This is a genomic window from Gordonia sp. 11cp (genome assembly GCF_057767225.1).
This window is the reverse complement of the sequence record NZ_CM173437.1, coordinates 4,038,954-4,060,111: the sequence shown is the minus strand read 5'-3', so window position 1 is coordinate 4,060,111 and position 21,158 is coordinate 4,038,954. Positions and strand designations below refer to the sequence as shown.

Sequence of the window (21,158 nt, the reverse complement as noted above, 5' to 3'; positions counted from 1 at the left end):
GGGATGCGATGACGACACGACGCGATTTTCTGCGCACCGGTGCGGTGGTGACCGGCACCGCGCTCGCCTCACCCGCGGTGGCCGCACAGGCCGCGCCGGGGACGCCCCGGTCGGGGTCTCCACAACCCGGGTCCGCGGAGGTCTTCCGCCACGGCATCGCGTCGGGCGACCCGCTTCCGAACGGCGTCATCCTCTGGACACGACTCACGCCGACCCCGGCGTCGGCGCCCGGTTCCGGGATCGGGCCGGCGAGTCTGGTCCGCTGGGAGGTCGCCCGTGATCCCGGCTTCGGCACCGTCGTGGCGTCGGGCGAGACCCGCACCTCGGCGGACGCCGACCACACGGTGAAGGTCGATGTCGCCGGTCTGAGCCCGCGGACCCGGTACCACTACCGCTTCACCGTGGTGTCCGGTCCGGCCGCCGGTGCGGTGTCGCCGGTCGGACGCACATCCACCGCGCCCGCGACCGGCGCCGACGTCGCGAAGATCCGGTTCGGCGTCGTCTCGTGCGCGAACTGGGAGGCCGGGTACTTCGCCGCCTATCGTCATCTGGCCGCGCAGCCCGGGCTCGACGCGGTGGTCCATCTCGGCGACTACTTCTACGAATACGAGACCGGCCGCTACACCGGCAAGACCGGAACGGTCCGGCCGCACGACCCCCGGCACGAGATCACCACGCTGCGCGACTACCGAACGCGTCACGCGCAGTACAAGACCGACCCCGATCTGGCCGGGTTGCACCGGGAGGTGCCGTTCATCTGCATCTGGGACGACCACGAGTCGTCGAACGACACGTGGCAGGGCGGTGCGGAGAACCATCAGCCGGGCGAGGGCTCCTGGACCGCGCGCCGCGCCGCGGCGCTGCGCGCGTACGCCGAGTGGATGCCGATCCGCCCCGCCGTCGACGCCGCCGGCCGGCACCTGTTCCGCAGGCTCCGCTTCGGCCGTCTCCTCGAGTTGTCCATGCTCGATCTGCGTTCCTACCGCGACCTCCAGGTCAGCTCCCGATCGGCGGCGATCGACGATCCCTCCCGGTCGATCCTCGGCCGCGCCCAGATGTCCTGGCTGACCAACGGACTCACGTCGTCGGAGACCCGCTGGAAGATCGTCGGCAACCCGGTGATGATCGCCCCGGTGCTGATCCCGCCGCTGGACCCGCAGACGACCGGCGCGGTCACCGCGCTGCTGGGCGTCCCGCGCGAGGGAATCCCCTACAACGCCGATCAGTGGGACGGTTACGCGGCCGATCGCCGACGGCTGCTGGAATCGCTCCGGCGCGACCGTGTCGACAACGTCGTGTTCATCACCGGTGACATCCACTCGTCGTGGGCCTGCGACATCCCGGCCGACCCGGCGAACTATCCCGGCGGCGGGAGCGTCGCGACGGAACTGGTCGGCACGTCGATCACGTCGACCAACATCGACGACATGCTGAACGTGCCCGCCAACACCGCGGGGGTCGCCGTGTCCTCGGCCTTCGGCGCCACCAACCACCACGTGCGTTGGAGCGAGTTCGACGCGCACGGCTACTCGGTCCTGACCGTGACCCCGGCGGCCACGCAGATGGACTGGTATTTCGTGCACGACAAGACGAACCCACGGTCCGGCCAGTACTACGCGAAGTCCTACCGGGTCGCCAACGGCACCCAGCGGGTCGTTCCGGCGGGCGGGCCGGTCGACTAGCCGGCCGGCCTGTCAGCCGACGGGGTCGACCTGGTCCAGCAGCGCCGACAACTTGGCGTGGGTGTCGGGCCAGCCGTGGACCGCGATCGAGGTGATCCCCAGGGCCTTGACCGGGTAGTCGTTGCCGCCTTCGTCGAGCCGGTCGCCGAAGAACAGGATGTCGGCGGTACTGAGTCCGAGGATGTCCATCAGCTTCAGTGCGCCGTACGCCTTGTCGATGCCCTTCTTGGTGACGTCCACCGAAGTCGAGCCGCCACTGCGGACTTCGAGGTCCGGAAGCCGCTCCGCGGCGTAGGCACGCAACGACTCCTTCTTCGCTCCGTCGGGGTCCCAGGCGGCCTTCGCCTCGACGGGAGCCTTCTGCCCCAGCGCGCTGAAGGTGATCTGGCTGCCGCGGTCCTCGAGGATGTCACCCCACGTCTCGCTCGCCCACAGTCCGAGTTCTCTCGCGCCGGTCTCCAGCACGTCGAGCGTGCGTTGTTTCTCGTCGTCGGTGAGGTATTCGGCGTAGACCGTCTCCCACTCGGCGCCGGACCACCGCACGTACTGGGTTCCGCAGGTCGGCATGAGATGGAGGTTGCCGACGCTGTCGAAATTGCCGAGCCGCGCGAGAACCTGCTTCTCGAACTGGGTGAAGTTGCCGCCCGAGATGATGCAGCCCAGACTCACGTCGAGCATGCGACGCAGGAGCTCGACCATCTTGTCGTCGAGCGGGCTCTTCGACGGCGCCAGCGTGTCGTCGAGATCGAACATCACCAGTCGGTAGTCGTTGCCCTCATACGACACGGTCATCGCTTCGTCTCCCATCGCGGTCGTGAATTCTCGGTCATCAGCATTGCATCACCCGGCCTGCCTCACCCGGCGTGCACCATCCGTTGCAGGTCGGGCGCGAGGTCACCACGCCCGGCGACCACGACGTCGTCGAGGTCGAGCCAGCCGGCGAACGTCCGCAGATCGGCGGACAGCCGTTCGGCGACGAGGTCGCACGACTGCCCCGGCTCGCAGTACGCCCCGAGGACCAGCAGGGTGCGATTCCTGCGGTCGGCCTTCAGGTCCACGCGCGCGGCGATGTCGGTGCCCAGCAGATAGGGCAGCACGTAATAGCCGTGTACCCGTTTGTGTTCGGGCACATAGATCTCGATGCGGTAGTGGAAGTCGAAGAGACGCTCGGCCCGCGGACGGAAGAAGACCAGCGGGTCGAAGGGCGACAGGATGGCCGAGGTGTCGATGCGCCGGGGCATCGGCGCACCCGCGGCCAGATAGGCCGGGTCCCGCCAGCCGTCCACGGAGACCTCGTGCAACGCACCGGCTTCGACGAGTTCGGCGACCGCCGGTCGCGCATCGGCCGGACGAATCCGGTAGTAGTCGGCGAGATCGGCGACGGTGGCGACACCGAGGGACTGCGCGGCCCGGCCGACGAGCTCTCGGTGGGCGTCGGCACGGCTGGGTCGCTGCGCGACGATGTCGGCGCCGACGATCCGTTCGGTGAGGTCGTAGTGGCGCACGAAGTTCCCGTTGCGCACCGCCGACAGGTCACCGGCGGCGAACATGGCCTCGCACAGGTGCTTGACCTCCCCGCGCTGCCACCAGCTGCCCGCGGCGCCGGGTTCGCGTTCGATGCCCAGTTCCGCTTCGATGGCACGGGGCGTGGTCGCGCCGAGGGCCTCGATCACCGCTCGGACGTCAGCGACCAGGGATCGATTGCGACGCATCACGTCTCGTGTGTGCCGGTACCGGCCGTCGGCGAAGTCGTCCATCCGCCAGCGGAACAGCGGCCAGTCGGTCACCGGGATCAGCGCGGCTTCGTGAGCCCAGTACTCGACGAGCAGCCGTCGACCGCGCCCGGGCTGCCAGGCGGCGCGATGCAGTAGGTCCGGGCCGTATGGACCGAGTCGTGAGTACAGCGGCATGAAGTGGGCGCGCGCGGCGATGTTGACCGAGTCCATCTGCAACAGGCGCGTCCGGCCGACGACCCGCTTCAGGTGCGTCATGGTGGGCGCTCCGGCGGGCCTACGGTCGGCGAAACCCTGTGCGGCCAGGGCGGTTCGACGTGCCTGCGCGAGCGAGAGACGATCCGGCGGCATCAGGCCTGCCGGGCGCGCCGGTAGTCGACGAACCGGTAGTCGATCCCGCTCGTCGAGGTCTGCCACTCGCCGTGTTCGGCCACCGCCCAGTCGTCGGTGATGGGCGGCGCGAACGCGTCGGCGCCGTCGACCTCGACGTCGATCTCTGTGACGCAGAGCTCGGTGGCGAACTCCATTGCCAACCGGTAGATCTCGCCGCCGCCGATGACTCCGATCCGGTCATCGCCGGCCAGGTCGAGCGCCTCGGCGACCGATCCCGCGACGGCCGCACCGTCGGCGGACCAACCCGCATTGCGGGTCACGACGACATTGGTTCGACCGGGCAGCGGCCGAAAGCGCGGCGGCAGCGAATCCCATGTCCGGCGGCCCATGACGACGGGATGTCCGACGGTCAGTTCCTTGAACCGCGCCATGTCCTCGGGGACACGCCATGGGATCGTGTTGTCCCGGCCGATCGCCCCGCCTCGTCCCTGCGCCCAGACCAGTCGCACCGAGCGCGACCCCTCCCCCGTGAGGTCCGACGTCACACCGCCACCGGCGCTTTGATCCCGGGATGGGACTCGTAGTCGACGATGGTGATGTCGTCGTACTCGTAGTCGAAGATCGAATCCCGCTTGCGCAGTTCCAGTTTCGGGTACGGGTACGGCTCGCGCGACAATTGCAGCGTCACCTGGTCGACGTGGTTGTCGTAGATGTGGCAGTCGCCGCCGGTCCAGACGAACTCGCCGACCTCGAGACCCGCCTGCTGGGCCATCATGTGCGTCAGCAGTGCGTACGACGCGATGTTGAACGGCACACCGAGGAAGAGGTCGGCGCTGCGCTGGTACAGCTGGCACGACAGCTTGCCGTCGGCGACGTAGAACTGGAAGAACGCGTGGCAGGGCGGCAATGCCATCTGCGGGATCTCCCCCACGTTCCACGCGGACACGATGTTCCGGCGCGAATCGGGATTGGTCTTGAGCAGCTCGAGGGCGGCCGCGATCTGATCGATGTGTTCGCCCGACGGGGTCGGCCAGCTCCGCCACTGCACGCCGTAGACAGGACCGAGTTCACCGTTCTCGTCGGCCCACTCGTCCCAGATCGTCACACCGCGGTCCTGCAGCCATCGCACGTTGGAGTCACCGCGCAGGAACCACAACAACTCGTAGACGATCGACTTGAGGTGCACCTTCTTGGTGGTGATCAGCGGGAAACCCTCGGCGAGGTCGTAACGCAGTTGTCGGCCGAAGAGGCTGCGCGTCCCGGTACCGGTGCGGTCGGCCTTCGGTGTCCCGGTGTCCATCACGAGGCTCAACAGGTCCTCGTACGGAGTCGGAATGGTCCCGGTCGATGACATGTCGCGGATCGCCGTGCTCACGGGGGACAGTCTACGGCCCGACCCGCGCCACAGCTCGGAGGCCGCACCCCCACCCGACCCGCGGGTCTACGACGGGCGCTGGGCCGTCCCGTCGCCGAACCGCACCTCGAGGACAGTGGCCGGCGTGCGCGGCGGTTCGCCGGGCGGATGGATGCCCCGAGCCTCGAGAACCGGGTGCACCGCGGGGTGGACCACCTTTTCGAGCGACGCGAAGCAGCTCTCCTCGGACTCCCACACGTCGAGGTAGCTCACACTCTTGTCCGCATTCTCGAGCGCCAGGTGGACGAGCAGCCCCGGCATCGGGGTGTCCCCGATGCGGTCGGCGATCTCCCCGTACATCTCGGCGTCGATCGGGACGTCCTGGGTCCATGCGAAGAATGCCATCGTGCGCCCCTTAATTCATCCGAGCCTATATCGGATTAATTTGTGTGCCCCTAGACTAGGTCCGATGCCCGACGCAGTCAATGGCCGGTCCGACGGGGCGGCCACATCCCGATCCCCAGGTCAGCAGACCCGCCAGTACGACACCAGCCGTCGCCGCGCGGCGGCCGCGCAGACCCGTTCGCGCATCCTCGACACGGCTCGTCGACTGTTCCTGTCCCAGGGCTACGCGGCGACGACCGTCGCCGCGATAGCGCGCGGTGCCGCAGTCTCGCCCGACACGGTCTACACAGTCGTCGGCCGGAAACCGGCGATGTTCCGGGAACTGATCGAACTCGCGCTGTCCGGTACCGACCAACCCGTTCCCGGCGCGCAGCGCGACTATGTCGCACGCATGCTCGCCGAGGACGACGCGCGCCGGAAACTGGCGATCTACGCGCATGCTGTCACCGCGATCCAAGGACGGCTCGCACCGTTGTTCCTCGTCCTGCGGGACGCCGCGGCCCTCGACACCGACCTGCGGGATCTGTGGGAGGAGATCACCGAGCGGCGCGCGGAGAACATGCGTCGGCTCGCGGCAGACCTCGCCTCGACCGGCGCCACGCGTACGGATCTGACCGTCGAGGAGATCGCCGACATCGTCTGGACGATGAACTCCTCCGAGTACTACTCGATGCTCGTGACGGACCGCGGCTGGACACCGGACCGTTTCTCGAACTGGCTGCACGACGCGTGGTGCCGACTACTTCTCGACGATCCCACCCGTCCCGTGTGACTGCTGTGACTCCTGTGGCCCTCGCGGTAGTCTGCTCCCGTGGCCACCCGCAGCACGACCCGCGCCAACCGCTACGCGAAGCGACGTCGCAAGCGGGTCGCGTCCCGTGACAACGACCTCACCGACACCCAGTGGCTCGCTCTGCAGCAGGCCTGGGGTGGGTGCGCGTACTGCGGCGCCGTCGGAGTCGCCCTGCAGCGCGACTGCATGCTGGCCATCTCCCGGGGCGGCCGGTACACCGTCGCCAACGTCGTGCCCTGCTGCGGTCCGTGCAATGCCAGCAAGTGCAATTCCGAGGTCACGACGTGGATGCGGCGCAAGAAGCTCGACGAGAAGGCGTTCCTGGTCCGGCAATTCGAGGTGAGCAGGGAACTCGCCGGCTCCGTGGATCCGGTCGACTGATCAGCCGGCTCGCGCCTGCCGGCGAACCCTGCCGGGCGACCATCGCCGACTACGCCGCTGACCTTTCGATGTCGGCACCAGAAGAACTGCGTTCCTTCCATTCCCACACGGCGTAGAGCACCTCGGTGGTGTACCCCAGATCCATCCGACCCCCACCGACCGGGACCGTCGCCTCCACACCCACCCGCGGATCAGGCCGCCACCCAGCAGGTCTTACCGTCGGCGGAGCAATTGCGATCTCGACCCCGCCGGGGCCGTGAAACGTAAACCGTTGCTGACCGTGCGCGGTGATCGAGAACTCACCTCGATGCAACGACCGATGACATGACCCGCACAACAAGATCAGATTGTCCGGATCCGTCCGCCCACCCACCGACCACCACTGCACATGATGAGCGTGCAGATGACGCGTCCGACCACACCCCGGCATCTGACAACACCGATCCCGCACAAACAACGCCCGCACCAACGCCTTGTTCGGCGTCCGCTTCCTACGCCCCACACCCAACAACGCAAGCTTCCCCGGCTGCCCGGGAACCCTGCGACTCACCACATCTCGAGTCGACGCACCGCACCGAGCCTCGGCCACCTCGACCTCAGACAACGCCGGACCGTCATCGAGATGAGCCTGCTCCACCCCCTCACCGGCATGAATGAGGATCTCCGCACCCGGCGCAACATCAGGCATCGCGATCCCGTCATGCACCATGCCGGCCATCACCACCACCGCCGGCGCCACATCCGACGGCACCTGCCGCCACAGATCCCGACGCCGCGACGCAACCACCTCCAATTCGCCGTCACCCGACTCCGGTTCAGTGTTCCGCGGAACACTCGCAGCGGCAGGCAGATCCGCATCCTCGCAGGTCCGGGTGCGTTCATACTCCGCGCGCACCGCACCGGCCAGGAACCGCGCCCCATCCAACGGACTCAACCTCAACGACACCGACAACGACCCGTCAGCATTCCATTTCCACCGTCCCGTCGACTCCTTCGGCGGCCGGTTGTCCTCCTCGACGCCACGATCACGATCGATCTGGCCCATCGCCCGCACCGCCCGATCCAACTGACTCGCCGTGCACGACAGCGCCACATTCACCAACTCCTGCTCACGCTCCGGCGTGGCCACCCGCGACAACGCCCGCACCTTCGAATACGTCAGTCGGCCTTCATGAAAAGCCTTGCGAATCATGGGTAATTCTCGTATCGCTTTTGCGATTCGCACATGCTCATGCGCCGTTCGCGGTGCAATACCGGCCTTCCACGACAACCAGTGCGCGAGTGAATGAATCCTCGGCCCCCGCCACGACTCCCGCTCGTCCAATTCCCCCACCAGATCGAGGAAACCCGCTGTCAGCGCCGTGATCTGCGCGGCATACCCCAACACCCTCGCCTCGAGAACCCCATCAGACAACGACCCGGGATCCGCACCGTCGAACATCGACGCAACGTCCCCGACCGAACGAAAAGCACTGACCCCCACCGCAACCCCCTGAACCGAACGAAAGGTACGAGAACAAGATATCGGGCGGCACCGACAATTCTCCGGGCCTCAAACCCGAGGTCACGAGTGTTCCGCGGAACACTTGTGCCTACTCAAGACCGCCGGGTCTGTGACAGACACGCCGAACCACCCGACGCACACACCGGGATCGTGGGCCTGGCCGCGGAGTGATTCGCCGGTGCTCGCCGCGCCAGCATCGTCTTCGCTGGTCCGTATACGTCACGGCGGCGCCGCCCTAAGCCTTGCCGCAGTACGTGCTAGCGTCCGGGGGCCACCCGCAGCCGCGCGCCCGAGAGGCGGTGCGGGGTGAACCGCCAGATCAGGCCACCGACGGTGATGCAGGTGCTCGGGATCGAAACGATGAGCGCGGCGATGGCCGCTACCTGCACGTCACACCTCCATCAACCCCGCCGCGACCGTTGCGCCCAGCTCCCAACACGCTTCTCGGGCTTCCTTGTCCGGGGCGCCGGAGACGATGACGTGTTCGGCGGCCTTGGTCCAGCCGAGACCGGCGGTGATCGAATCGACCGCTCGCACAGCCCCTTCGGTGCCCTGGTTGCCGTGGAGGAACAGCCCGAACGGTCGTCCCTGCGTCGAGTCGAGGATCTGGTAGTAGCTGACATCGAAGGCGTGTTTCAGCGCGCCACTGATGTATCCGAGGTTCGCGGGGGTGCCGAGGATGTACCCGTCGGCGTCGAGGAAGTCGGTGGCGGTGACGGCGAGCGCGGCACGGCGGACCACCTCGACGCCCTCGATCTCCGGGTCGGTCGCACCGGATACGACGGCCTCGAACATCTCCTGGCACGCCGGTGACGGCGTGTGGTGGACGATGAGCAGCCGGCTCATGTGGCTACTGCTCTCGGCCGTGGTACTGGGCGACGGCCCGTTTCATCATCGACCGGGCGCGGGTGCGGTCGCCGGCGTAGTCGTAGGCACGGGCGATGCGGTAGGTGTTGTGCCAGTCGTGCGGGTCGGCCTCCCACTCGGCCTTCACCTGTGCGAAGAGCTCGTCTGCCGCATCGCGTTCCATCCGTCCGGAGGCACGGTGCGGCAGGTGGGAGATGTCGAGTTCTCGGCCCTCGTCGGCCATCACGGCGGCGAGCTTCTGGTGCTCGAGCCCCGCCCGCAGCGTCGCGTAGACCAGCCACGCCCCGATCAGCGGTAGCGCGATGACGCCGACTCCCAGACCGACGCCCGCGACGGTGCCGGAGGCGATCAGCTGGACGCCGCGCCAGCCGAGCAGCGCGAAGTACACGATGAGCGCCACGACGAGGAACGCGATCATCCAGACGATCGGGCGGGAGTCCTTCGCACGGGGACCCAGGCGCGGTGCGCCGCCTTCGGTGTCGTCGTCGTGGGCCGGCTCGTCCGGTGGGCCTGCGGGGGTCATCGGTCAGAGATCCATCAGTTCTTCGAGTCCGATCGTGAGCCCCGGCCGGCCGGCGATGCTGCGCACGCCGAGGAGCACGCCGGGGGCGAACGACGCGCGATCGAGGGAGTCGTGCCGGATGGTGAGCGTCTCACCGGCGGTGCCGAGCAGCACCTCCTGATGGGCGACGAGTCCCGCGAGCCGCACCGAGTGGACGCGCACGTCGTCGACGACCGCGCCACGGGCGCCGTCGAGTTCCTCCGTCGTGGCATCGGGGCTCCGCCCGACACCCGCCTCGGCCCGCGCACGCCCGATCAGCTCCGCCGTGCGATAGGCGGTGCCCGACGGGGCGTCGGCCTTGTGCGGGTGGTGCAGCTCGATCACCTCGACCGACTCGTAGTACTTGGCGGCCTGCGCGGCGAAACGCATGGACAGGACGGCGCCGATCGCGAAGTTCGGTGCGATGAGAACACCCACGCCGGGGTTGTCGGACAGCCAGCCGCGGACGGTGTCGAGACGTTCCTCGGTGAATCCGGTGGTGCCGACAACGGCGTGAATCCCGTTGGCGATGAGGAACTTCAGGTTGTCCATCACCACATCGGGATGGGTGAAGTCGACGACGACCTGAGTCTCGGTGTCGGTGAAGCACTCCGGTGAGTCCCCCTTGTCGACACCGACGGTGTAGGTGAGGTCGTCGGCATTCTCGACCGCGGCGACGATCGCCTGCCCGACCTTGCCCTGGCTGCCCAGGACGCCCACCTTGATACCGCTCATGTCCACCTCTTCTTGTCGACGCCGCCTCGTCCCAACCGTTGCCGGGCCAGTCTAGTGGCGTCCCGGTTCAGAAGATCGGGGCACCGCCGCGGCGGTGCTCGAACACCAGCGACGTGGTGGTTCCGGCGACCTCCGGCCGGCCGTTGAGCCGTTCGACGAACTGTCGCAACGCCTCCGTGTCGGCGGCGGCGACGTGCAGCAGGTAGTCGTCGGTGCCGGCGAGGAAGAAGACGTCGATCACCTCGTCGTGGGTGGCGATCTCGCCGACGAACCGCCGGATCTGACCGCGCGCGTCGGACTGCAGGCTGACGGCGACCATGGCTCGGAGCGGACGCCCCAGCGCAGCCGGGTCGACGTCGGCGAAGAAGCCACGGATGATGCCGAGTTCGACGAGCCTGCGCAAGCGGCCGTGGCACGTCGACGCGGCGATGCCGACGCGCTGCGCCAGTTCGCTGTTCGCCATCCGCGCGTCCGACTGGAGCAGGCGCAGCAGCTCTCGGTCCGTCGCGTCCAGCTCACCGGCCCGAACATCCTTCGGAGTCGCGGCCATCGAATCTCCCTCGTTTCACACGATCGTCGCCAGACCGCAGCTGGCGAGAATATTCTTCAGTCACATTGTGGCATGGTCGACTTTACTTCACTCTTAAAATCAGTTCACCGAGGAACATTCAGGAGACCACGAACCCATACGGAGTCACCATGCGCATCGGCATCCCCACCGAGATCAAGAACCACGAGTACCGGGTGGCCATCACCCCGGCCGGTGTCACCGAACTCCACCATCGAGGTCATGACGTCGTGATCCAGGCCGGCGCCGGCGAGGGCTCGGCGATCTCCGACAACGACTTCAAGGCGGCCGGTGCACAGATCCTGGGAACCGCCGCCGAGGTGTGGGACCAGGCCGAACTGGTCCTGAAGGTGAAGGAACCGATCGCCGCGGAGTTCGCGCTGATGCGCCGCGAGCACACGCTCTTCACGTACCTGCACCTCGCGGCGGGACGGGCCTGCACGGAGGCGCTGCTCGATTCGGGCGTCACCTCCATCGCCTACGAGATGGTCCGGACCGCCGGCGGCGCCCTTCCGCTCCTGGCGCCGATGAGCGAAGTCGCCGGGCGCCTCGCACCGCAGGTGGGCGCCTATCACCTGATGCGTTCGGCGGGCGGACGGGGCGTGCTCATGGGCGGTGTCCCCGGGACCGAACCCGCCGACGTCGTCGTCCTCGGCGGTGGCGTCAGCGGCGTCAACGCAGCGCAGATCGCGCTCGGCATGGGCGCCCAGGTCACCGTCTTCGACATCGACATCGCCAAACTGCGCGCCATCGACGCCCGCTTCGGCGGCCGGGTCCACACCCGGTACAGCACGGGGCTCGCGATCGACGAAGCCGTCGTGCACGCCGACCTGGTGATCGGAGCCGTTCTCGTCCCCGGCGCCAAGGCACCGGTCCTCGTCTCGAACGGCACTGTCGCCCGGATGAAGCCGGGCGCGGTGCTCGTCGACGTCGCGATCGACCAGGGCGGCTGCTTCGAGGATTCCCGACCCACCACCCACGCCGACCCGACCTTCGCTGTCCACGACACGGTGTTCTACTGCGTCGCGAACATGCCCGGCAACGTCGCGCGCACGTCGACGCAGGCGCTCACCGGAGCGACGCTCCCCTACGTGCTCCGACTGGCCGATTCGGGACCGGAGCAGGCATGCGCGACCGACCCGGCACTCGCCTCGGGCCTGAGCACGCGGCACGGGGAACTGTTCACCGCCGAAGTCGGCGCCGCGCTCGACCTGCCCGTGTCACCGAACCCCTTCGTGCACAACTGATCAGAAGGTCAGCGTCGTGGTGCCTCGGCGTCGCCCACGCCAGCCGTAGCGGCGTTCGGTCATCGACCCGTGCCCGTCGTATCCCACGCGGAGCAGGGTCGACGCCCGGGTGCCGTAGCCGGGGATGTTGATGAACAACGACGACAGCGCCGCTTCGGCCTGCGGGCCGACGCCGGTGTCGGGCAGGCGCGACGGGTCCGGCCGATCCTGGTCGGCCAGCAGGGCGAGATACTGCTCGTCCGGCCCGTCGGAGGCGACGAGGTCCGTCATCGCCGTCGCCCCGTCGACGACCTTCGGCCAGTCGTTGTCCAGGGCACCGTTGGAGAGTCCGTGCACGCCGTCGGCGACCCGCTCCGCGCGCGGCTCCGGCCAGTTGGTCATCCACCACAGTTCGTCCCGGTCGGCGACGAGCAGATTGACCGGGTCGTACGCGGCGGCGTCGTCCAGGACGCGGTGGGCGTACACCTTCGGGTCGTCGTCGCCGAGCAGGTAGTCCACGGGAAGCTGCCCGCGCGAACGGATGCCGGTCCGCCTGGCCGGCCCGACGCGGACGTTCGTCACCATCGCCACCCGGTCGGGAGCCTCGGCGGAGACGGCCATCCACGTGCCGCCGGCCACCGCGTCGCGACCACCGATGATCGGCAGATCGTCCCAGTGCGACATCGCGAACGTGCGGCGGCGGTGCTGCTCGTCCCGGTTGGCGGCCACGATCAGACGCTGGGTGGGGTGGGTGTTCCACGCGAAGAGGATCAGGCACATCGGGTTTCAGGTCACCTTCTCGGATCCGGGAAGTAGGCGGCTCATGTTCGCCATCCGACGCTGCACACCGGCGATCTCCCGGACGGCCTGCCCGAGGAGGCTGCGGTCGAGCGGGGACAACTGTCGGACATCGAACCGGTCCCCCGGCGGGTCACCGTTGTCGAACTGAGCGACCTGGTATCTCAGCCGGACGCGCTGCAGCACATCGAAGACCTCGATGAGCGTCGACGCCTGCTCGTCGGGCAGCAACTCACTGCCGGCGGCCGCCCGCAGGCGGCCACGGGTGCCGACATCGGTCGAGCCGACACTGGCCGCGGCCCACCGGGCGATGTTGACCAACGGTGTCACCGCGTGCTGCTTGACGTCGACGATGTTGCCGCGCCCGGTCAGCACATCCCGCCGCGAGCGCAGCCGGGCGCGCGTCGACAAGGTCTCGGCCAGTAGCAGATTCATCGTCCGCGGGTCGCGTCGTAGACCGGCGATCATCGCCACCGCCGGCGTGGCCGACACCGCGCCGCGCCCGCTGATCGGCCGGCCGTCGAGCATCAGTGACGTGAAGATCATGCCCTTGCCGGCGAGCGGGTCGTCGATCCAGGCCCGCGCGGCCGCCTGCCACTGTGAGTGTGTCCGCGCGAACAGCGGCTTCGACGCGACGGCACCGTTGGCGTCGACCCGCAGTCCCGCGTTCCGCACGACTTCGTCGACCTCGCCGAAGGCCGTTCGGTAGCGCTCGATCTCGCCTGCGGCCGAATCGTCGAAGGACACAGCCGAATCCACGTCGGAGCTCAGCACCGGTTCCCGGCGGGCATTGCTGCCCAGCGACAACCAGGTGAAGGCCGATGGATCGAGCTCGGGATGGGCGGCCAGGACGAGATCGAGTGCGCGGCTCACGACCGCGTCGACGATCAGGGAAGCCGCACGCGTGATCTCGTACGGCGGCCGGTCGCGGCGCACGAGATCGGCGACGAACTGCGGCAGCCGCCGCGCATGTCCCTGCAGCTCCTCGACGTCGATCGAGCGGCGGATCTGTTCGCGCAGTGGGATACCGGCACCCGCCGGGTCCGCGACGAAGTCCCCCGGCCCGACGACACCCACCACGTCGCCGGCGGCGTCGCAGACCGGGACGATCGAGAGGTCACGATCGACGAGTTCGGTCAGGACGTCCATCGATGCCGCCCCGGCGTCGACGACGAACGCCGGTTCCGTCACGATCTCCCCCACCGGGGTGTCCACACCACGCCCGGCCGCGACCACCTCGGCCCGGATGACGCCGTCGGTGAGCACGCCGTGGCGTCGGCCCGGCAGCGGGATCACCACATAGTCCTGTCCGCGTTCGGTCATCAGCGCGGCCGCCTGACGGACGGTCATGTCGGCCCGACCGATCACCGGTGCGGTGCGCAGGAGTTCGGCGACGGCGCGCGTGGCGGAGACGTCGCCGGCGTCCCGACGGCGCGCGACCGTCAGCTGCAGCTTCTCCTCACCGGGCATCTCTGCAGAGTCTAGGCGCGCCACGCGATCACGAGGCCCGTCGGCCGGTCGAATGATTCCGGGTCCCGCAGGCACACCGCACGACCCGGGCGTCCCTCCAAGGAGCAGACACACTTCCGGAGCAAAGGACACCCGATGATCAAGCCTCACGTGGCCGCCGCGACCGCCCTGCTGGCCCTGGCCGCGGCGCTGGGCACCGCCACCCCCGCAGCCGCGGTCACCCCGCAATACGCCGACACGCTCACCGCCGGTCAGGGCATCCTGATCGGTGACGGCCTGTGCTCCATCGGATTCTTCGGAACCAACGCCGACGGCGACCGTCTCGCCGTCACGGCCGGGCACTGCGCGGAGGGGATCGGCGACGAGGTCACCACGACCACCGGCGAGCACATCGGCGAAGTCGTGGAGTGGAAGGACGACGGCGGCACCCCGGACGGGTCGATCACGCTCGCCGATCCCCGCGGGTACACCGTCATCGCGATCGAGGACGACTGGGAGGTCGACCCGGTGTTCGCCACCGCCGCCGACCCCGAGGTCGGCGAACCGGTGGCCAAGACCGGTGAGCGCACCGGCACCACCGTGGGCACCGTGACCGCACTGCTGCATCAGGAGGCGGCGCCCGAACACCGCCTCGTCAACGCCGAACTGGTGGTACTGGGCGGAGATTCCGGCTCGCCCTGGTACCAGGAGACCCGTGCCGGGCGATATGTCCTCGTAGGAATCTCCTCGAGCGGCAACTTCGGCACCCAGAACCCCGACCAGGCGATCTCGACGGCCCAGACCATCGAAGGGCTGTACGCGCAGATCGCCGGCTCCGGGTCGGCCTGGACCGACGGGTTCGAGATCTGGTTCGACGAACCCGATCGTCGGTAGAGCCACGACACGGCGAAGGGGCCCGCCGTCCGCGTGGACGACGGGCCCCTTCAGGACCTACTCGGTGTCAGATCAGGCGTCTGCGGTGGCTGCCTCGGCAGCCGGTGCCTCCGCCTTGTCGGCGGCGTCGTCGACCGGGACGAGGCTGATCTTGCCGCGCTCGTCGATGTCGGCGATCTCGACGCGGAGCTTGGAGCCCACGTTGACCACGTCCTCGACCTTGTTGATGCGCTTGCCCTTGCCGAGCTTCGAGATGTGCACCAGGCCGTCGCGGCCCGGCAGCAGCGACACGAACGCACCGAACGCGGTGGTCTTGACGACGGTGCCGAGGAAACGCTCCCCGACCTTCGGCAGCTGCGGGTTGGCGATCGCGTTGATGCGGTCGATCGCAGCCTGTGCAGACAGACCGTCGGCGGCGCCGACGAACACGGTGCCGTCGTCCTCGATGGAGACGTTGGCGCCGGTCTCCTCGGTGATGCCGTTGATCGTCTTGCCCTTGGGGCCGATCAGCTCACCGATCTTGTCCATCGGGATCTTGATGGTGGTGATCCGCGGCGCGAACTGGCTCATCTCGTCCGGCTCGTCGATGGCCTCGGCCATGACGTCGAGGATGGTCAGCCGGGCGTCCTTGGCCTGGCTGAGCGCACCCGCGAGCACCTGCGAGGGGATGCCGTCGAGCTTGGTGTCGAGCTGCAGCGCGGTCACGAAGTCCTTGGTGCCCGCGACCTTGAAGTCCATGTCGCCGAAGGCATCCTCGGCTCCGAGGATGTCGGTCAGTGCGACATAACGGGTTTCACCGTCGACGGTGTCGGACACGAGGCCCATCGCGATGCCGGCGACCGGAGCACGCAGCGGCACACCGGCATTCAGCAGCGACATGGTCGACGCGCACACCGAACCCATCGAGGTCGAGCCGTTGGAGCTCAGCGCCTCGGAGACCTGACGGATCGCGTACGGGAAGTCCTCGACGCTCGGCAGCACCGGCACCAGCGCACGCTCGGCGAGCGCGCCGTGGCCGATCTCGCGACGCTTGGGCGAGCCGACGCGACCGGTCTCACCGGTCGAGTACGGCGGGAAGTTGTAGTGGTGCATGTACCGCTTGGACTTCTCGGGTCCGAGCGAGTCGATCTGCTGCGCCATCTTGACCATGTCGAGGGTGGTGACACCCATGATCTGGGTCTCGCCGCGCTCGAACAGCGCACTGCCGTGCGCGCGCGGGATGACCGCGACCTCGGCCGACAGCGCACGGATGTCGGTGATGCCGCGACCGTCGATGCGGAAGTGGTCGGTCAGGATGCGCTGGCGGACGAGCTTCTTGGTCAGCGACCGGTAGGCCCCGCCGATCTCCTTCTCACGACCCTCGAACTGATCGCCGAGCTGGCCGAGGATGTCGGCCTTGAGCTCGTCGGTCTTGTCGTCGCGCTCCTGCTTGCCTGCGATGGTCAGGATCTCCGACAGGCGATCGGTGGCAGCGGCGGCCACGGCGTCGTAGACATCCGACTGGTACGGCGGGTACAGCGGGAACTCGGCGGTCTCCTTGGCCGCGGCGGCGGCCAGGGACTTCTGCGCCTCGCACAGGCGGGCGATGAACGGCTTCGCGGCCTCGAGGCCCTCGGCCACGATCGCCTCGGTCGGCGCCTGGGCGCCACCGGCGACGAGGTCGATGACGTTGTCGGTGGCTTCGGCCTCGACCATCATGATCGCGACGTCGGCCGAATCACCCGAACCGGAGACGATGCGGCCGGCGACGACCATGTCGAACACGGCGCCCTCGAGCTGCTCGACGGTCGGGAACGCGACCCACTGGCCGGCCTTGTTCTCCTCGGTCGGGATGAGCGCGACACGCACGCCACCGACGGGGCCGGAGAACGGGAGGCCCGCGAGCTGCGTCGAGGCCGACGCGGCGTTGATCGCGACGACGTCGTAGAGGTCGTTCGGGTTGAGCGAGAGGACGGTCACGACGACCTGGATCTCGTTGCGGAGGCCGTCGACGAACGACGGGCGCAGCGGACGGTCGATGAGACGACAGGTCAGGATCGCGTCGGTCGACGGACGTCCCTCGCGACGGAAGAACGATCCGGGGATGCGTCCGGCGGCGTACATCCGCTCCTCGACGTCCACGGTGAGCGGGAAGAAGTCGAAGTGCTCCTTCGGGTGCTTCGACGCCGCGGTGGTCGAGAGCAGCATGTTCTCGTCGTCGAGGTAGGCGGTGACCGAACCCGCGGCCTGCAGCGCGAGACGTCCGGTCTCGAACCGGATCGTGCGGGTGCCGAAGCTGCCGTTGTCGATGACGGCGGTCGCCTCGGTGATGGCGTCGTCGTAGTCGTCGGCGAAGTCTTCGGTGGTGTTCACATCTGTCATGTGGGGTGGAATCCCTTCGTTGCGGCTGCCGGTGGCGGCCGTCTGACGCGGCACGAAATCGGCCGCTTGTGCGGTTGGGGGTGGTCATCGCGGAGGTGCGCAGCACCTACTGACATGCCGCATCGAGCGGACACGTCCGTGAGAGCGCACGCGCGGATCGGACCGACCCAGAACGCACCGAGAATGTGCGGCAGCACGGTGAATGGCGCAGCGTGTCTGCGCCGGATGAATGCTCAGACGGCCTTCGATCGAAGCGGCCGGAATCCTGCACGCCCGGGGGTTGCCCGGGCAGGGGTTCCGGCGGCCACTACCGAGGACCGATCTGGCTGGTCGTTCCGCACTGCCTCGAGTTTCGGCACGATCCGTCTGTCAGCCTATCACCGCCGACTGTGGATACCTCAATACGACAAACCGGCCGGCCCCCGCGTTCGGGGGCCGGCCGGTGGAAGTCGTGGAATCAGCGACGCAGGCCGAGACGCTCGATGAGCGAACGGTAGCGGTTGATGTCGACCTTGGCGACGTACTTGAGCAGACGACGACGACGGCCGACCAGCAGCAGCAGGCCGCGACGGCTGTGGTGATCGTGCTTGTGCTGCTTCAGGTGCTCGGTGAGGTCGGTGATGCGCTTGGTCAGCATCGCGACCTGTGCCTCGGGCGACCCGGTGTCGGTCTCGTGCAGACCGTACTCGGCGAGGATTTCCTTCTTCTGCTCGACAGTCAAAGCCATGGAGATACTCCTGTTTCTCAGTACCGCGTCCGAAACAACCACGGTGCGCCACCGCGGACTGCAGCAACACCGACTGGCCAGGCTACCCGGCGTGACGGGCCGGACCCAAATCGGCGCCGGGAACGCAGCGATCGGGCCGCGTACCCTCAGCTCTCCGCCGCGGCCAGGATCTCCCTGGTCTTGACGACGTCGTCCCCCATCGCGGTGATCAGGTCGTCCACCCCGTCGAACTGTTCCATCCCGCGGATGCGGTGGACGAAGTCGACGGCGACGTGCTGACCGTAGAGGTCGGCGCTCTTGTCCAGCACGAACGCCTCGACGGTGCGGGTACGGCCCGAGAAGGTGGGGTTGGTACCGACCGACACCGCGGCCTGATAACGCTCCCCCGGCTCGACCTCGCCGACCACCGGGCCTGCGCCGAGGATCGTGAACCAGGCGGCGTAGACCCCGTCGGCGGGGATCGCGGCGTACATCGGCGGCGCCACGTTGGCCGTCGGGTATCCCAGGTCGCGGCCGCGGCCGTCGCCGCGCACCACCACTCCCTCGACACGATGCGGGCGTCCGAGCGCCTCGGTCGCGCGGTCGACGTCACCGGCCGCGACACAGGAACGGATGTAGGTCGAGGAGAAGGTCACCGCATGTTCACCGAACAGCGACACCGATTCCACCGAGAAGCCGAATTTCCCACCGAGTTCGGCGAGCTTGGCCACGTCGCCGGCCGCCTTGCGACCGAACGTGAAGTTGTCACCGACCACCACGACGGCGGCGTGCAGCGTCTCCACGAGGATGTCGTGGGCGAAGTCCTTGGGCGACCGGGCGGCGAGTTCAGGCGTGAACGGCATGACGCAGAAGACGTCGATGCCGAGCTCTTCGGCCAGCTCCGCCCGTCGCGTCAGCGTCGTCAGTTGCGGCGGATGGGATCCCGGGCGGACCACCTCGGACGGATGCGGGTCGAACGTCATCAGCACCGACGGCACCCCGTGCTCCTTCGCCGCCGTCGTGGCGGCGTTGATGAGCTCGGCGTGTCCCCGGTGGACACCGTCGAAGACACCGATGGTGACCACGCACCGTCCCCAGTCCGCGGGGATGTCATCCAGACCTCGCCATCGCAACACGCGACCAGAGTACGGGCACCCGGTGTTCCAAACCACCACCGCCACTCGCGTTTGCGGTGGGGTTAAGCTCTTGGTCATGCCTCGGGGATCGGATCGTCCGGTGACAGAACTGTCACAGGTGACCCAGGACTATCTGAAAGTGATCTGGACCAGCCAGGAGTGGGAAGACGTCAAGGTCACCACCAAGCTGCTGGCCCAGTCGCTCGGCGTGTCCGCATCCACCGCCTCGGAGGCGATCCGCAAACTCGCCGACCAGGGCTTCGTCTCGCACGAACCGTACGGCGCGGTCACACTCACCGACGAGGGCCGGTCCGCGGCCATCCTGATGGTGCGTCGTCATCGTCTGCTCGAGACCTTTCTCGTCCGCGAACTCGGATACCGGTGGGACGAGGTGCACGACGAGGCGGAGATCCTCGAGCACGCGGTGTCCGACCGCCTCATGGCTCGGCTCGACGCGAAACTCGGCTTCCCCGACCGGGATCCGCACGGCGACCCCATCCCCGCACTGGACGGCTCGATCCCCGCGCCGGATGCGGCGCTGCTCGCCGACCTGGAGGTCGGGGCGTCCGGCGCCATCGCCCGGATCTCCGACACCGATCCCGAGATGCTGCGCTACTTCGACCAGGTGGGCGTCGCGCTCGACTGCGTGGTGACCGTCGCCGAGAAACGTCCCTTCGCGGGGACGATCTCGGTGTCGCTCGACGACGCCGATCCGATCGATCTCGGCGACATCGCCGCGCGGGCCATCTTCGTCGTCCCGCGGTCCTGACCGTCCGACCGACGACCGGGCGTCAGCGCAGGGTCGCCGGCCGGACCACCATGACCGAGCTCGCGCGGCGACCCTTCTCCTGGATCAGCGCGATCGCCTGTTCCCGCGGGTCGACGACCACATAGATCTCTTTCCGGCCGATCGGCTCCAGCCATCGTCCCTGGCTGATCGACTCGGCTTCGTCGTCGTCGATGTCCCGGCGCGGGAACGAGATCTTGACCGCCTCGTCGATGTCGAGGCTGACATGCGGCTCGTCGCGCACGTCGTCGAGCGTGCGTGCGTGGTCGAGCGTGAACGGGCCGACGGCGGTCCGCCGGAGTTCGGTCAGATGCCCGCCGATGCCGAGTGCGGCACCCAGATCGCGTGCCAGTGACCGGATGTAGGTGCCCGACGAACAGTCCACCACCACAGCGAGATCGACGAAGGTCCCGTCGCGCCGGGTGTCGAGCACCTCGAAGCGGGACACGGTGACCGGACGCGCCGCGAGGTCGAAGTCGGTGCCCGTGCGCACCAGCGCGTGCGCGCGACGGCCGTCGACCTTGATCGCGCTGACCTTCGCCGGGACCTGCTCGATGTCGCCGGTGAGATCGGCCACCCCCTTGGCGATCTCGGCGTCGGAGAGTCCGGACGCGTCGGCGGTGGAGATGACCTCGCCCTCGCGGTCGTCGGTCGTCGTGGACGCACCGAGCCGGATCGTCGCGGTGTAGGACTTCGTCGTCAGCGACAACAGGCCGAGAAGCTTTGTCGCCCTCTCGATCCCGACGACCAATACGCCGGTCGCCATCGGGTCCAGCGTGCCCGCGTGCCCGACGCGGCGGGTGTTGAAGATCTTCCGGCAGCGCGAGACGACGTCGTGACTGGTCATCCCGGCGGGCTTGTCGACGACGAGCAGGCCGGCGTTCTCGATGGTTGCGTCGGCCACG

The 21,158-nt window shown here is 68.3% G+C and carries 23 protein-coding genes; 6 read left to right on the top strand and 17 right to left on the bottom strand.

Going from position 1 to position 21,158, the window contains the following annotated elements; translation table 11 throughout:
• The first annotated feature begins 8 nt into the window (after nucleotides 1-8).
• Nucleotides 9-1,682, top strand: a complete 1,674-nt coding sequence (locus AC3B6C_RS18185) for an alkaline phosphatase D family protein (protein WP_488373682.1) — start codon at nucleotides 9-11, stop codon at nucleotides 1,680-1,682.
• Nucleotides 1,683-1,694: 12 nt separating this feature from the next.
• Here the strand turns inward: AC3B6C_RS18185 and AC3B6C_RS18180 are convergent, their stop codons facing one another.
• The 5 genes from AC3B6C_RS18180 to AC3B6C_RS18160 all read right to left on the bottom strand — a co-directional run bounded on the left by AC3B6C_RS18180 (nucleotide 1,695) and on the right by AC3B6C_RS18160 (nucleotide 5,507).
• Nucleotides 1,695-2,474 carry an HAD-IIB family hydrolase gene (locus tag AC3B6C_RS18180; RefSeq protein WP_488373681.1) on the bottom strand — a complete coding sequence of 260 codons (780 nt, stop codon included), beginning with the start codon at nucleotides 2,472-2,474 and terminating at the stop codon, nucleotides 1,695-1,697.
• 62 nt (nucleotides 2,475-2,536) lie between these two features.
• A complete protein-coding gene (locus AC3B6C_RS18175; protein ID WP_488373680.1) occupies nucleotides 2,537-3,766 on the bottom strand; it encodes a winged helix-turn-helix domain-containing protein in 1,230 nt (409 codons plus the stop codon).
• A complete protein-coding gene (locus AC3B6C_RS18170; protein ID WP_044506518.1) occupies nucleotides 3,766-4,293 on the bottom strand; it encodes a dihydrofolate reductase in 528 nt (175 codons plus the stop codon). Before AC3B6C_RS18170 ends, AC3B6C_RS18175 begins: the two co-directional genes overlap by 1 nt.
• Nucleotides 4,290-5,123 (bottom strand): thymidylate synthase, encoded by an 834-nt coding sequence (locus AC3B6C_RS18165; protein WP_488373679.1) that lies wholly within the window; start codon nucleotides 5,121-5,123, stop codon nucleotides 4,290-4,292. The genes AC3B6C_RS18170 and AC3B6C_RS18165 overlap by 4 nt, the downstream gene beginning before the upstream one ends.
• A gap of 66 nt (nucleotides 5,124-5,189) precedes the next feature.
• Nucleotides 5,190-5,507: a hypothetical protein gene (locus tag AC3B6C_RS18160; RefSeq protein ID WP_488373678.1), complete on the bottom strand. Its 318-nt coding sequence runs from the start codon at nucleotides 5,505-5,507 to the stop codon at nucleotides 5,190-5,192.
• Between the two features lie 64 nt (nucleotides 5,508-5,571).
• Between AC3B6C_RS18160 and AC3B6C_RS18155 the strand changes: the two genes are divergently transcribed.
• Nucleotides 5,572-6,279 (top strand): TetR/AcrR family transcriptional regulator, encoded by a 708-nt coding sequence (locus tag AC3B6C_RS18155; protein ID WP_488373677.1) that lies wholly within the window; start codon nucleotides 5,572-5,574, stop codon nucleotides 6,277-6,279.
• Between the two features lie 39 nt (nucleotides 6,280-6,318).
• Entirely contained in the window at nucleotides 6,319-6,681 is a 363-nt protein-coding gene (locus AC3B6C_RS18150) for an HNH endonuclease (protein ID WP_010840820.1), read from the top strand.
• Nucleotides 6,682-6,730: 49 nt separating this feature from the next.
• Here AC3B6C_RS18150 and AC3B6C_RS18145 read toward each other — a convergent pair whose 3' ends face one another.
• The 6 genes from AC3B6C_RS18145 to AC3B6C_RS18120 form a co-directional block, all read right to left on the bottom strand.
• Complete coding sequence (locus AC3B6C_RS18145) at nucleotides 6,731-8,122, bottom strand: HNH endonuclease (RefSeq protein ID WP_488373676.1); 1,392 nt, start codon at nucleotides 8,120-8,122, stop codon at nucleotides 6,731-6,733.
• A 320-nt stretch (nucleotides 8,123-8,442) separates the two neighbouring features.
• On the bottom strand, nucleotides 8,443-8,574 hold the full coding sequence (locus AC3B6C_RS18140; protein ID WP_488373675.1) for a hypothetical protein: 132 nt from the start codon (nucleotides 8,572-8,574) through the stop codon (nucleotides 8,443-8,445).
• A 1-nt stretch (nucleotide 8,575) separates the two neighbouring features.
• Complete coding sequence (locus tag AC3B6C_RS18135) at nucleotides 8,576-9,031, bottom strand: flavodoxin family protein (protein ID WP_488373674.1); 456 nt, start codon at nucleotides 9,029-9,031, stop codon at nucleotides 8,576-8,578.
• Nucleotides 9,032-9,035: 4 nt separating this feature from the next.
• On the bottom strand, nucleotides 9,036-9,575 hold the full coding sequence (locus AC3B6C_RS18130) for a hypothetical protein (RefSeq protein WP_010841434.1): 540 nt from the start codon (nucleotides 9,573-9,575) through the stop codon (nucleotides 9,036-9,038).
• Nucleotides 9,576-9,578: 3 nt separating this feature from the next.
• Entirely contained in the window at nucleotides 9,579-10,328 is a 750-nt protein-coding gene (dapB, locus tag AC3B6C_RS18125) for a 4-hydroxy-tetrahydrodipicolinate reductase (protein WP_488373673.1), read from the bottom strand.
• Nucleotides 10,329-10,395: 67 nt separating this feature from the next.
• On the bottom strand, nucleotides 10,396-10,878 hold the full coding sequence (locus AC3B6C_RS18120; protein WP_010841436.1) for an Lrp/AsnC family transcriptional regulator: 483 nt from the start codon (nucleotides 10,876-10,878) through the stop codon (nucleotides 10,396-10,398).
• Between the two features lie 149 nt (nucleotides 10,879-11,027).
• Here AC3B6C_RS18120 and ald point away from each other — a divergent pair, with 149 nt between their 5' ends.
• Complete coding sequence (ald, locus tag AC3B6C_RS18115) at nucleotides 11,028-12,143, top strand: alanine dehydrogenase (protein ID WP_488373672.1); 1,116 nt, start codon at nucleotides 11,028-11,030, stop codon at nucleotides 12,141-12,143.
• On the opposite strand, the gene AC3B6C_RS18110 is transcribed toward ald, so the two are convergent.
• Both AC3B6C_RS18110 and AC3B6C_RS18105 read right to left on the bottom strand, forming a co-directional pair.
• Nucleotides 12,144-12,902, bottom strand: coding sequence for an NRDE family protein (locus AC3B6C_RS18110; RefSeq protein ID WP_488373671.1), 759 nt, complete (start codon nucleotides 12,900-12,902; stop codon nucleotides 12,144-12,146). It lies immediately after the preceding gene.
• Between the two features lie 6 nt (nucleotides 12,903-12,908).
• Nucleotides 12,909-14,390 carry a putative nucleotidyltransferase substrate binding domain-containing protein gene (locus AC3B6C_RS18105; RefSeq protein WP_488373670.1) on the bottom strand — a complete coding sequence of 494 codons (1,482 nt, stop codon included), beginning with the start codon at nucleotides 14,388-14,390 and terminating at the stop codon, nucleotides 12,909-12,911.
• A 135-nt stretch (nucleotides 14,391-14,525) separates the two neighbouring features.
• Here AC3B6C_RS18105 and AC3B6C_RS18100 point away from each other — a divergent pair, with 135 nt between their 5' ends.
• Entirely contained in the window at nucleotides 14,526-15,263 is a 738-nt protein-coding gene (locus tag AC3B6C_RS18100; protein ID WP_014926515.1) for a chymotrypsin family serine protease, read from the top strand.
• Nucleotides 15,264-15,335: 72 nt separating this feature from the next.
• Here the strand turns inward: AC3B6C_RS18100 and AC3B6C_RS18095 are convergent, their stop codons facing one another.
• The 3 genes from AC3B6C_RS18095 to AC3B6C_RS18085 all read right to left on the bottom strand — a co-directional run bounded on the left by AC3B6C_RS18095 (nucleotide 15,336) and on the right by AC3B6C_RS18085 (nucleotide 19,466).
• Nucleotides 15,336-17,624, bottom strand: a complete 2,289-nt coding sequence (locus AC3B6C_RS18095) for a polyribonucleotide nucleotidyltransferase (RefSeq protein WP_488373669.1) — start codon at nucleotides 17,622-17,624, stop codon at nucleotides 15,336-15,338.
• Nucleotides 17,625-18,081: 457 nt separating this feature from the next.
• Nucleotides 18,082-18,351, bottom strand: a complete 270-nt coding sequence (rpsO, locus tag AC3B6C_RS18090; protein WP_004021887.1) for a 30S ribosomal protein S15 — start codon at nucleotides 18,349-18,351, stop codon at nucleotides 18,082-18,084.
• Between the two features lie 146 nt (nucleotides 18,352-18,497).
• Entirely contained in the window at nucleotides 18,498-19,466 is a 969-nt protein-coding gene (locus AC3B6C_RS18085) for a bifunctional riboflavin kinase/FAD synthetase (protein WP_081637174.1), read from the bottom strand.
• A 100-nt stretch (nucleotides 19,467-19,566) separates the two neighbouring features.
• Between AC3B6C_RS18085 and AC3B6C_RS18080 the strand changes: the two genes are divergently transcribed.
• The gene (locus AC3B6C_RS18080; RefSeq protein WP_010841443.1) at nucleotides 19,567-20,235 is read left to right on the top strand and encodes a metal-dependent transcriptional regulator; all 669 of its coding nucleotides are present in this window, start codon (nucleotides 19,567-19,569) and stop codon (nucleotides 20,233-20,235) included.
• 22 nt (nucleotides 20,236-20,257) lie between these two features.
• On the opposite strand, the gene truB is transcribed toward AC3B6C_RS18080, so the two are convergent.
• Entirely contained in the window at nucleotides 20,258-21,157 is a 900-nt protein-coding gene (gene truB / locus AC3B6C_RS18075; protein WP_488373668.1) for a tRNA pseudouridine(55) synthase TruB, read from the bottom strand.
• Between the last annotated feature and the right edge of the window lies 1 nt (nucleotide 21,158).

What these genes read in the sequence shown, in the direction of transcription:
- AC3B6C_RS18120 (WP_010841436.1), bottom strand. Translation starts at nt 10,878, where the DNA reads ATGGCCGCGACTCCGAAGGATGTTCGGGCCGGTGAGCTGGACGCGACG.
- AC3B6C_RS18185 (WP_488373682.1), top strand. Translation starts at nt 9, where the DNA reads ATGACGACACGACGCGATTTTCTGCGCACCGGTGCGGTGGTGACCGGC.
- AC3B6C_RS18180 (WP_488373681.1), bottom strand. Translation starts at nt 2,474, where the DNA reads ATGACCGTGTCGTATGAGGGCAACGACTACCGACTGGTGATGTTCGAT.
- AC3B6C_RS18095 (WP_488373669.1), bottom strand. Translation starts at nt 17,624, where the DNA reads ATGACAGATGTGAACACCACCGAAGACTTCGCCGACGACTACGACGAC.
- AC3B6C_RS18100 (WP_014926515.1), top strand. Translation starts at nt 14,526, where the DNA reads ATGATCAAGCCTCACGTGGCCGCCGCGACCGCCCTGCTGGCCCTGGCC.
- dapB (WP_488373673.1), bottom strand. Translation starts at nt 10,328, where the DNA reads ATGAGCGGTATCAAGGTGGGCGTCCTGGGCAGCCAGGGCAAGGTCGGG.
- ald (WP_488373672.1), top strand. Translation starts at nt 11,028, where the DNA reads ATGCGCATCGGCATCCCCACCGAGATCAAGAACCACGAGTACCGGGTG.
- AC3B6C_RS18145 (WP_488373676.1), bottom strand. Translation starts at nt 8,122, where the DNA reads ATGTTCGACGGTGCGGATCCCGGGTCGTTGTCTGATGGGGTTCTCGAG.
- AC3B6C_RS18130 (WP_010841434.1), bottom strand. Translation starts at nt 9,575, where the DNA reads ATGACCCCCGCAGGCCCACCGGACGAGCCGGCCCACGACGACGACACC.
- rpsO (WP_004021887.1), bottom strand. Translation starts at nt 18,351, where the DNA reads ATGGCTTTGACTGTCGAGCAGAAGAAGGAAATCCTCGCCGAGTACGGT.
- AC3B6C_RS18135 (WP_488373674.1), bottom strand. Translation starts at nt 9,031, where the DNA reads ATGAGCCGGCTGCTCATCGTCCACCACACGCCGTCACCGGCGTGCCAG.
- AC3B6C_RS18110 (WP_488373671.1), bottom strand. Translation starts at nt 12,902, where the DNA reads ATGTGCCTGATCCTCTTCGCGTGGAACACCCACCCCACCCAGCGTCTG.
- AC3B6C_RS18105 (WP_488373670.1), bottom strand. Translation starts at nt 14,390, where the DNA reads ATGCCCGGTGAGGAGAAGCTGCAGCTGACGGTCGCGCGCCGTCGGGAC.
- AC3B6C_RS18175 (WP_488373680.1), bottom strand. Translation starts at nt 3,766, where the DNA reads ATGCCGCCGGATCGTCTCTCGCTCGCGCAGGCACGTCGAACCGCCCTG.
- AC3B6C_RS18160 (WP_488373678.1), bottom strand. Translation starts at nt 5,507, where the DNA reads ATGGCATTCTTCGCATGGACCCAGGACGTCCCGATCGACGCCGAGATG.
- AC3B6C_RS18155 (WP_488373677.1), top strand. Translation starts at nt 5,572, where the DNA reads ATGCCCGACGCAGTCAATGGCCGGTCCGACGGGGCGGCCACATCCCGA.